Origin of the sequence: Sphingomonas sp. NPDC019816, assembly GCF_050274375.1 — a bacterium.
Lineage (GTDB): Bacteria > Pseudomonadota > Alphaproteobacteria > Sphingomonadales > Sphingomonadaceae > Sphingomonas.
On sequence record NZ_JBNNOB010000137.1, the window covers coordinates 1 to 10,005 of the forward strand.

A 10,005-nucleotide genomic window follows, 5' to 3' on the forward strand; every position below is an offset into this window, starting at 1 on the left:
CGCAAACGGTGCACCCGCCATACCCGTCACGCTGCTCGACGAAGGGGGTCCCTTTTGGACGCCGATAGGGGGTCCTTTTTGCACGCCGATTGACAGCCGTTGGTAGCCGTGGACCAATCCCAAGATATTTGCGCGAGTGAAGAGGGAGGCCTTGGTACGGCCCATCTTGGTGGCGAGATCCGTCATCGGCATCTTGCCATAGTGTTCGCGCAGCGTTGCGATGTCGCCCTCGGTCCAGACGGGACCGCTCCGGAAGCCGTCCCGATTGGCGTGAGTACCGCGCAGACCAAGGTATTCGGCCCGCCACTTGATCGAGTGGGTGGTACGGCCGAGCCGCGCTATGAGCGGCGTCCGGCTCGTTCCGTCGGCATAGACGCGCATCAACAGAGCGTCCTCGTCTGAAGTCCATGGACGGCCCCAACCGCGGCCGTAGCCGAGCTTGCGCAGGTGCGGGCCAAACCCCGCCTTCGTGCGTCGGGGAAAGCCCTCCGCGACCATCATCTCTATAATATCGACGTAGCGATGGCCCTCAGCCGCGAGTGTCAGCGCGCGTGCCGCCTCGGCCTCGGTCCATCCTGGCGGGTTGTTCGGGTGTCGCAGCCCAAGGTTGCTCGCGTGCGTGATCGTGCCCGAGAGCGGGCGACCGATCAGGACTGCGATCTGTGCGACCGGTATCGCGCGCTCGAAGCCGGCGCGCAGCTGAGCATCCTCCCACTCGGTCCAGCGTGGGGCATTGCCTTCGGTAAGGCCGAGAAGGCCGGCGCGAGCATAAACGGCGGTGCAGGCTCGTCCGAGATCCTGTGCGAGCGCGGATGCGGGACGTGAGCCGTACTCGCGTGTCAGCCAGGCGTCCTCGGCCTCAGACCAGTTCCGCTGCGAGTTTCGGCGCAACCCCAAGGTCGCGATCTTGTCGCGGACGCCGTGGATGCGCCGACCGATCGCTGACGCGATTTCATCTATCGCTATGTCGTCGCGAAACAGGCGCTCCAGCGTTGCGACCTCGTCGGGCATCCAGGCATCGCCACGGTACGCCATCTCGCGAAGCCGGCCTGTCGGCGCCGTTCGTACCGGACAGGCGACGAGCTCGACGATATCGGGCGCTAGGTCGGTCATAGGGCCACCACTGCGACGTCGCTGAGGCGGGCACGTAGACGCGCATGGAGACGCGCAATGCGGTCGTCGCCCTTGGGCATCGTGTCGACGGCAGTGATCGCCGACAGGAGGTTGAGCGCCCGATCGGTTCGCTCCGCATCGAGCGACAGGTGTCTTGCGAGATCGCGCGCCGTGCTGGCGTTCGGGGAAATGCGTTTGAGTGCCTCGACGATAGCGGCAGCATCGGTCGCGGCGGGATCAAGGAGGAAGGCGTCGAGCGCGCGCGTGCCCTTGAGCGCGATCGCAGGGCCATGGTCTGCCACCTCGGCAAGCCCGGCGAGGTCGAGCAACCGAGCCGCCTCGGTCGCGTCGACAGAGGCCGCGGCGCGCAGCTCTGGGGTCTTTCCGATATGCTCGGTGATCGTCGGATCGATGTGGGCGAGGCAGGGTGTCGCCGAAAGGGCCGGTCCCATCGCGAAGAAGTCGCCAGGGACGAGCGTGCGAAGCGCATCGGCCTCCTTGGCTGAGAAGCCGAGAAGATCGGCTGCTCGCGCGATGTCGCGATCGAAGACGTTGAGGCCCACGAGGACGTTCTGCAGCTCGGAAACCACGGAGGTCGACAGCTTGGCGAGCCGCTGGGTGGCGATCACGGGTGCCAGGCCACGCTTACGGCCGCGAGCGCACAGATCGGTGAGTGTCGCGACGCCGAGGCGTCGCGCCTCCGCGTCTCGAGCGGACCCGGCGACATGTGGCGCGAGGAGGTGTCCCTCGTCGATGCAGACAAGGACGGTGTGATCCCAGTCGTCACGCGGCGCACCGATGAGACCGGCGAAGAAGGCTGCCGCCTTGATGATGCGCTGATCGGGATCCAGGTCGGTCAGGTCGATGTGGATCGACAGCCGATGATGTCGGCTCCGCGCGGCCGCTGCGGTTAGGCCATCTGCGGTCAGTTCGACCGCCCGGATCGTGGTGGCACCGATGTGACGGGCGAGGTTCTCGAACTCGCCCTCGGGGTCGACGATCGCGATCGTCGTGTAGTCGAACGCTTCTTCAATGATCCGGCGCAGCGTTCGGCTCTTTCCCGCACCCGAGCTGCCCTGGATGAGCAGGCGCCCGGCAAGAAGTCGATCGAGATCAAGGTGGAGTGCGCCGCTCGAATGGTGGCCCAGCGGTACGCGATTGTCTGCGGCCTCGGGGAGCGGCCTGATGGGGGTGACGCAGGTCATAGCGGCATCCTTGTTCTGGCGTCGTATGGTTTGGGGTGTCAGGTCAGGGCGGCGACCTGCTTGGTGATCGGCGCCGTGCTTGCGACCCGCTCTGCCGAGAGCGTGTCGAAGGTTTCGGGCATGACCCGAGCGTCGTAGCGTGCCTTGTCGACGAGGCCGTAGATGGGCTCGCCCTCGTGGCGCGCGAAGCCGAGCGCATCCACGCTGGCGACACGGCGAAAAACGCATCCGACCTTGCCGTCAGGAACCCAGTCCGCCCATGACCCGGACGCCGAGACGCTCTCGTACTGCCCAATGATGGCGGTGTAGGCGGCGCGACGGCGGACGACGTGGCTTTCTCCGATCGTCACCTCCTCGCCGGTCAAGGCCGTCCAGCGATCCGGATGCCAGCATCGCACCGAGCGACGGGCGTTCTCGACCTGAAGAGCGATGCCGGGCACGGGCAAGCGGCGGAACTCGCTCGCGAAACCGTAGAGAACCAGCGCATAGTCGACGTCCTCCTCGTAGAATGGGTCCGCTCGACGAAGTGCCTCGGGCATCGCGGCTTGACGTTCATCGGAGAGGACGTAGCCGCCATGGCTCGGCGTCGAAACGCGCCAGATGCCGTGAAGAACCTGGTCGGCGCGATCGGGTGTTCCCCATGGCGTTATGTCGGGCCGGGGGCTCGGCTGGAAGCGGGTCATCTGTCGTCTCCCTCATGGATCGGACAGGTCCCTCCCTCTCTCCTTCAATGAACCCAGGATCACCCGATATGCAGCTGGTCGAGCACGGCCGCTTCGAGGGCGCCATCTTCCAGGTCCTCGGCATGGATCGTCACCACCGGAGCGATCTCGCGGAGCTTCTCCACCTGTCGCATCTTGAGGCCCAACGTGTCGGCGTCGTGCCCGGTGACCACTTCCAGCGCCGCTTCCATGACCTCTCCTGTTGTGAAGTCACGTAGATCGAGGAGCAGATCGGGGCGGACCTCGCCCGCACTCGTCGCGACGTCGAAGAGCAGCCTTTTGAACCCGATGCCGATGCCGCGCCGACGGAGTCGGTATTGCAGATCGAGCAGACCCACGATGGTCTCGCGCTCCGCTGCATTATGCACGGCAATGAAGTTGGAGGGGCGAGCGACAGGCTGCGCATACGCCCGAAGCGCAGCATAGCCCTCGCGCGGGTTATGTTCGCCGATCACTGCAAGGACCAGGAACGGAGGCCCGATCCGGCGCTGATGAACGCCGATGTGCCTGATGCGATTTTTCACGATGAGCTCGCGTCCGCCCGCCAGCGTCACCGTCGTTCCCGAAATATCGACGGCGTAGAGCAGGAGGAATGCCTGTGGCGCATGTTCGGCGGGCCAGTGGCGCGCCGCCTCGCGCAGCTTCGCGAAGACGATGCCGCGCTCGTAGGGGTCTATATGGGTGTAGAGGTGGCGTGCGAGCGGAATGCCGGGAGCTATCTCGACGCGCTCGGCCGCGCTGCGCAGCCGTCCGAACTCCAGCGCCATCGACGCCTCACGAGGTTCTCCCCTACCCAGCGGCTCGACAACGTTGACCCGAGCCATTTCCATTAGCTGCCAGAGCAGGCGCGCAAGGCGCGGTATCGCAACGCCGCGCGTGCGATCATCTGGCTCGTCGTCTTCAGGAAGCTGGGCGAGCTTCTCAGGCGCGAGCCGGTGCGCGGAGAAGAGACCGTCTGGCTCGTTGATGGTGCGCGGCGTCGCGGTCGCCTTCTCGCGGATGCGGGGAGGTGCCTGTTCGCGAAAGAACGGGCAGTCGACATGGTGCTCCGGTCGCCGCTGCCGGATGCTCGTAAGGCGCCTGAGGTAGTATGTCTCGGCCTCAGACAGATAGGCTGGCGATAGCAGTGGTGGGTCAGCCGCGTCCCCGAGGCAGTCGCATGCGATCCACTGATGATGATCGCGCGCTTTGACCACCATGATGACCGAAGCCCGATGATCGCTGTCTTCGCCATCGCCGCTGTACCAGCGCACCAACGCGCGTCGCACGACGTCAGGGACGCCGGTGCGTGACGTAAGCCCTCTGGTGTCGCGCGGTACGAGCCACATGAGCGGGATCATATCGGAAGATCAGAGGGTGAAAAGGTGCCGATGAACACTTGCAAGGTCGCAGATGTTCACGTTACGTTCGGAGGACAGGAGGATTAGGTCATGAAGCTTCAAGATTTCACCGGGCCGATCGATCTCGACCTCACGTTGCGCGACGCCTCGCTCAACCCCGACGTCCGACCGACCCGCCGCGCCATCGCCGCGGCCTCGATCGGTATCGAGCCGGAGGATGCCTACTATTCCGTGCGTGAGCTGCGGGAGGCATGCGAGTGGATCCACGAGGGCGACCCTGCCGGCAAGGCGAAGCTGGCGCAGATGCTCGGCAATCGCTGCGACGATTATCAGCGGTGCATCTACTACAATCTCGCGGGTCGTGGCGTGTGTGTGCTGATCGACGATCTGCTGTGGCTGGAGGCGCTGCTGCTCGGACGGGGACGCGTGGCAGGGTATCTGCATCGCACGAAGGCGCCGAAGCGGATCGCGCCGGCTCCCTACGTGGCGGCCGAGCCCGATGGCCCGGTTGGCCGTTTCGAGGCCGAGTTTGCGATCGGCGCCTCCTGGTCGCACGACCCGGGTCCCGACTACGATCCGATCGATCGTCCAGCAAAGCGTGACCGCCCGGCATAGGGCTGGAGCCTACCAAACAAAAAAAGCGGTCCGGCATCGTCAGCCGGACCGCTTTGTGTAGCGGGTACAGGCATCAGGCCCGCTCGCATGTAAGGCGTTCCCCGCGACGCCATTTCTCGGGATCGATCCAGGCGCCGGCATGGGCGCCGCGCTTGTTGGTCCTCGCATCTTCGTAAGCGCTCATATACCGCCCGGCGCGATCCGGATCGCTCCTGAGATACTTCGTGGCCGGTACCGCCCACCCCTGAGCGATCAGTTGCTCGCCCAGGTCAGAGCCGTTCACACTGACCACGGCAACCGGTCGACCGTAGCTGCTACTGCCAACCAAACGGATCGTCGCCTCCCCCGAGCGGAGCATGCGGGCGGTCGCGTCTTGCGCGAGCTTGCCGCAAGGATAGCAGCCGCTGGAGATCTGGCAGAGTTGCTTCCGCTCGAAGGCGTCCGCCCCTGAGAACCGGAAGTCGATGCTGATGGTGTCGCCGTCCAGCGCGCGGCCTCGTCCGGTGAGATCCCGTGCGGGCTCGTGCCCGGGCTCGGCTGCCCCGCAGGCCGCAAGTGCGACAAGGGCAAGGAGGATCGCTGTCTTCATGCGTAACGCAGCTCGAGCTCGACGTTCGGATCGTCGACGAGCGCCGGGATGACCCGGAAGGGCTGAAGGATATCTCCGGTACGCACGACCGAGACTTGGCGCGCCCCCGCGTCGAACATCCGGGCGGCGACGGCCTGCGCGTTGGCGCGGCTGCATAGATGCGATCGCTTGGGACTGATCGGGGCGGTGAGGTCATCGTGACGAAGCATGGGATTGATCCTGATGCTGGACGGCTCGGCGATCAACCGAACACCGTCTTGTGGACGCGGGTCTGGGCCGGCGGGGGAACGATGGTCCACGGCATGTCGCGCAAACCAGAAATACGATAACCCGGAAAATCGGAACCGAGCTTGGCGAGCGCGATCTTTCGGCCGCGTTTGTGGACGACGAAGTCAGTGCCCTCGTGCCCGTCAACGAACTTGATGGGGTGTGGCAGCCGGATGTGCATGCCGTGCTCGAGCGGCCGCTCGGATCGCTGGGCGAGGCGGTCGAGGCAGCGGCGCCGCCAGTTTAGCGCGGAGGCGTTGTCTGTGTCGCCGAGCAGGGCGAGGATACGCTCGGGGCACGCGGCCTCGTTCGGCCCCATCGTCTCGTCCATATCCTTGTAGGCGAAGACGAAGCCGTCCTTTGCGCGGGGGTTCCAGCTGACCAGGCACACGACGGCGATGGTGGGCTCGTCGATGCCGTCGGTGCTGGGCGTGACGGCCGCATACCAGACCTTGTTTCGCAGGCACGACGAAGCGACGACGCGCAGCGCCCTGCCCTTCCCCTCAGCATCGCGCCGGTCGTAGGTGAATTGCGCGTCGAGGTAACCTTTGGGCGTCGAATGAGGGGTCATCGACGACCGTGGCATGCTGAGCCAACCCATGGCGTTGTTCCTTGCTTATAGGGGTCGAAGACGGGCCCGATCAGACCGCCAGGAGCGCCGGCGCTGACGCCGTCAGCCGCAACTCTCGCCGCAGTCGTTCAGCGAAACGCTCGGCCGCGAGCAGTTCGCGTGCCATGGCGTAGCGGGCACGATCACCCAGATGGTCGTGACGGCCGCGAACACGACGATAGTTGACCTCGTGGCCAGGACCGAGTGCGGTCAGCGAGAGTTGCACGCGCACCTCGGCGGTGTGGAGCGTGATCTCGCCGGATTGGGACGCGTGTCCGCGGTTCGATCGAAGGTCGTAATCGCCCTCGTTCAGTCCGAGTGCGACTGCGAGGCGGTGCAGGGCCGCGCGTCCCTCGACATGGAAGAGATTCTTGGCAGCCGCATCATAGGCGACGCCGCGGATAGCGAGCGTGGCGAGTGCCGGGTGCTTCTTCAGCTCGGCGATCTTGTCCTCGCAGCGGCGTCGCAGAAGAGAGTCATCGGACCCGGCTCCGGCGATGTGGCCGAGGTGACGCGCGAGGAGCAGCACACCAGGATCTGCGTCGAACGGCACGCCGGCGTTGCGACAATCGTCAATTGCGGTGGTGACGGCGTGCAGCGCGGCGACGATGGTCGTCAGCGCGCTTGGATCGAGTGCCTGCTGATGGCGGAAGGCGACGTCGTAGGGCATCGTGGAGGTCTCCCGAGCGCCACATCGCGCTCGAAACCTCGCTCCCCCTTCCCTCTTCTCCCCCGGCTGGATCACGGTGCTCTGAGGTGGATGGCGTTCACGTCGACCGGAACGATCCACGCCCTAGTCGGAATGCTCCTACGACGGTCCCGCCATCCCAGTGCCCGCCGAGGATGCCACGCCGTGGCACGCTGCCGACCAGGTAGCGTCGCGCCGCGAGCAGTCGGGCTCGTCGCGTGTCGCGGTCGACAGGCGTGTCGGTCATGAAGTGTGTCGCGAAACGAAGGGGAAGCATGGGTCACCTCCTATCGGGCAGCTGCAAGCAATGGCGGCTTCACAGCACGAGGCCAAGCGGGTCGCTGGAATGGGCCGCGGCATCGAAGCCACGATGCCAGGCACCTGCCAGTCTGCTGCCGCGGCGGTAGCAGCAGGCGGAATTGCCCATCACCTGGGCGCGCCAGCCCGCCTTTTCTGCCTCCCATTCGGCATTCCGAGGACCGGGCGCCAGTAGGTCGAGGAGATGGTGGGTCACGTCCCGCCGGCCAACTCGTCGGCTGCGATCATGATGGTGATCGCTTCCTCGAGTGCGGCATCATCGCCATTGACCACGCGCGCCGCGGGCTTCTGGCGCTTGATCGCGGACGCCACGGTCTCGGCCGGTCGGCCTTTGAGCGGATAGGACCAGACCTTTCCATCCTCGATGACGACGAGCTTGGTGCGGAAGGTGCGCCGGAGCCGCTTGGCTTCCTCGATCCGGGTCATCAGCGCGGCGACCTCGAACTCCAGCGTGTGCTTCAGCACAGTGTCTCCGAAGCGGGTTGGCGCGCGGTTGGCGGCGAGCCACGCGTCGACGTCGGCTTCGCTGAGCGAGCCTACCGGATGGAACATGTCGGCCGCGCCGTGACCATGGTTGGACGCGAGGAAAGCGCGCCGCCCATCCACCCAGATCTCGGCGCTGTAGCAGGTCGTCTCCTCCGACAGCGCGGCGACGATCTTCAGCTTGCGCAGCTCGATGTGCATGGTCTGGGCTCCTGTGATGACGCGCGGTCATGCCGCGAGCGCTTGCATGTTGCGGGCCTGAGCCCCCTCGTCAGCGGCGTCCCTGAGCCACGCGACGGCCTGCTCGGCCTTCGACGCGGCCTTGATGATCGCGCTCGAATCCCCCTTCAGGATGCGCAGCCAGTGATCGATGTAGCTGGCGTGATTGTCGTGCAGTTCGCCCGGCAGGCCGAGGTCGGCGCAGATGAGGCACTGCCCGATCGAGGCGACGAGTTCCTCGAAGGCGTAGGCTTGATCGCCGAACTTCTTGCCGAACTCGCGGTTGAGCCGCGACTGCGCACCCGAATAATGAACGTATTCGTGGCCGAGGGTGCTGGCGTAATGATCGTCCGACCGGAACATCGTCCGGTGCGGCATCTGGATGTAATCTCCGATCGGCGAGAAAAACGCCTGGTCGCCACCATGCCGCACGGTAGCGGGCAGCGCGTCGAAGAAACCGTCGATAGCGGCACGATGCACGCTTTCGACCCGCGGTTCGGGCGGCGCGGCGACCGGATAGTAATAGACCGGCAGGCCGTCGATCTGCTCGACGTTGAAGACGGTGTAGGAGCGAAGGAAGCGTATGTTCTTGTTCGCCTCCTCACCCGTGACGCGATCGGTCTCGGTCTTCGAGAAGCTGGAAAAATAGACGCTGTGCGAACCGTGCTCGCCGCGGCGAACCTGACCACCGAGTTCTTCGGCCTGACGGTAGGTCATCCAGGTGCGCGCGGAGTAGCCGCGTGCGTCCCCGATCGCCCAGAGGTAGAGATTGTTGATGCCGGTGTACGGCGTGCCGCAGTGGCGCAGCGGGCGTCCCCCGGCGCCGGTGAGGCCCCACGGGCGAGACCATGGCAAGACGCCGGACTCGAGCTTCTGGATGATGAGGCTGGTGATTTCGGCCGCGACGTCGCGGCGCGGTTTGTCGACGGGTTTCCGACGAAAGGTCATGTCGAGGTCTCCCTTGTAACGGGAAATGGCGGCCGCCCTTTTGTGGAAGACGACCGCCAGTCAGGCCCGGGAGGTCCCAGGCCGCGGGTTGGCGTTGGACCTATTCGGCCGCGATCAGCGCGTGGTCGTCGTTGACCGAGCCGAGCGCGCCCTCCGCCTCGTCGCTATCGGCATCGGCGGGATCCTCGATGTCATCGCCGCTGGTGACATCGTCCTGCGCCGTCTCGGGAGCTTCATCATCGACGCTCTCGTCGAACTCGGCGTCAGCGACCGAGGCCACCACGTCGAAGCGCATCGCGTCCGGCACCCAGGCAAGGGCGGCTTCCTTGGTCTCCGCCTCGGTGATGGCCTCGCCGGCGAACAGCTTCTCGCACGACGTCGAGATCTCGCCCTTCTTGGAGCCGACATAGCGTGCCGCCAGCACCGGCCCACCGACGTCGGTGAGAAGGGCGAGCAGCGTCCCCTTCGACACACGGTCGAAGAAGTTTGCGGAGGTCGGCCGCCACCATTTGGCGACGTCGATTTCGAGGATCGAGGCGAGGCGGGCGTGGAGCGGATTGGTCTTTGCCGAGCTGTAATCGGGCTTCGCCTCGAGCGACGACGCGACCGTGAGGGCCAACCAGGATGCCTTGGCATCGTCATCGAGTGCCCGGAACGCCTCGAACCGTTCGACCGGGCTACTCGACGTGGTCCAATCGCTGTTCAACGATTCACGCGCCTCGGCGATGGCGAGCTGCGCCTGGGTCGCCGGCTGGTCCTTGGGGTGACTACACGAAAGTGACGTATCTGCACGGTGGACTTGCCCCGGAAAAGTGGAGAGTTCCCTTGAGGTGAAAGGCGAACTCGATGACGAAGCAGCGACGTTTCACGAAGGAATTCGAGGAGGAA

The 10,005-nt window shown here is 65.5% G+C and carries 13 protein-coding genes; 1 reads left to right on the forward strand and 12 read right to left on the reverse strand.

Annotated elements, in window-relative coordinates; all coding sequences use genetic code 11:
- From ACQKJZ_RS15980 to ACQKJZ_RS15995, 4 genes are all read right to left on the reverse strand, one after another.
- Positions 1–1,113, reverse strand: a 1,113-nt coding sequence (locus ACQKJZ_RS15980; protein ID WP_427732289.1) for a hypothetical protein, incomplete at its 3' end; no start/stop codon positions are given.
- Positions 1,110–2,318: a helicase HerA domain-containing protein gene (locus ACQKJZ_RS15985; RefSeq protein ID WP_242121675.1), complete on the reverse strand. Its 1,209-nt coding sequence runs from the start codon at positions 2,316–2,318 to the stop codon at positions 1,110–1,112. The genes ACQKJZ_RS15980 and ACQKJZ_RS15985, both read right to left, overlap by 4 nt.
- Positions 2,319–2,356: 38 nt before the next feature.
- Positions 2,357–3,001 carry a DUF7007 domain-containing protein gene (locus tag ACQKJZ_RS15990; RefSeq protein WP_285139210.1) on the reverse strand — a complete coding sequence of 215 codons (645 nt, stop codon included), beginning with the start codon at positions 2,999–3,001 and terminating at the stop codon, positions 2,357–2,359.
- 59 nt (positions 3,002–3,060) lie between these two features.
- Positions 3,061–4,368 carry a hypothetical protein gene (locus tag ACQKJZ_RS15995; RefSeq protein WP_201780557.1) on the reverse strand — a complete coding sequence of 436 codons (1,308 nt, stop codon included), beginning with the start codon at positions 4,366–4,368 and terminating at the stop codon, positions 3,061–3,063.
- A 102-nt stretch (positions 4,369–4,470) separates the two neighbouring features.
- Here ACQKJZ_RS15995 and ACQKJZ_RS16000 point away from each other — a divergent pair, with 102 nt between their 5' ends.
- Entirely contained in the window at positions 4,471–4,995 is a 525-nt protein-coding gene (locus ACQKJZ_RS16000; protein ID WP_056433753.1) for a hypothetical protein, read from the forward strand.
- A gap of 73 nt (positions 4,996–5,068) precedes the next feature.
- Here the strand turns inward: ACQKJZ_RS16000 and ACQKJZ_RS16005 are convergent, their stop codons facing one another.
- The 8 genes from ACQKJZ_RS16005 to ACQKJZ_RS16040 form a co-directional block, all read right to left on the reverse strand.
- Entirely contained in the window at positions 5,069–5,584 is a 516-nt protein-coding gene (locus ACQKJZ_RS16005; RefSeq protein WP_285139211.1) for a thermonuclease family protein, read from the reverse strand.
- Positions 5,581–5,793 (reverse strand): hypothetical protein, encoded by a 213-nt coding sequence (locus ACQKJZ_RS16010; protein ID WP_035386560.1) that lies wholly within the window; start codon positions 5,791–5,793, stop codon positions 5,581–5,583. The genes ACQKJZ_RS16005 and ACQKJZ_RS16010 overlap by 4 nt, the downstream gene beginning before the upstream one ends.
- 32 nt (positions 5,794–5,825) lie before the next feature.
- Positions 5,826–6,452, reverse strand: a complete 627-nt coding sequence (locus ACQKJZ_RS16015; RefSeq protein ID WP_427732293.1) for a DUF6927 domain-containing protein — start codon at positions 6,450–6,452, stop codon at positions 5,826–5,828.
- Positions 6,453–6,492: 40 nt separating this feature from the next.
- Positions 6,493–7,131 (reverse strand): hypothetical protein, encoded by a 639-nt coding sequence (locus ACQKJZ_RS16020; RefSeq protein ID WP_427732295.1) that lies wholly within the window; start codon positions 7,129–7,131, stop codon positions 6,493–6,495.
- 334 nt (positions 7,132–7,465) lie between these two features.
- Positions 7,466–7,663, reverse strand: coding sequence for a hypothetical protein (locus tag ACQKJZ_RS16025; RefSeq protein ID WP_427732297.1), 198 nt, complete (start codon positions 7,661–7,663; stop codon positions 7,466–7,468).
- Positions 7,660–8,151 (reverse strand): hypothetical protein, encoded by a 492-nt coding sequence (locus ACQKJZ_RS16030; RefSeq protein WP_427732299.1) that lies wholly within the window; start codon positions 8,149–8,151, stop codon positions 7,660–7,662. The genes ACQKJZ_RS16025 and ACQKJZ_RS16030 overlap by 4 nt, the downstream gene beginning before the upstream one ends.
- A 27-nt stretch (positions 8,152–8,178) precedes the next feature.
- On the reverse strand, positions 8,179–9,117 hold the full coding sequence (locus ACQKJZ_RS16035; RefSeq protein ID WP_427732301.1) for an ArdC family protein: 939 nt from the start codon (positions 9,115–9,117) through the stop codon (positions 8,179–8,181).
- Between the two features lie 100 nt (positions 9,118–9,217).
- Positions 9,218–9,823 carry a hypothetical protein gene (locus ACQKJZ_RS16040; RefSeq protein WP_427732303.1) on the reverse strand — a complete coding sequence of 202 codons (606 nt, stop codon included), beginning with the start codon at positions 9,821–9,823 and terminating at the stop codon, positions 9,218–9,220.
- Positions 9,824–10,005: the final 182 nt, after the last annotated feature.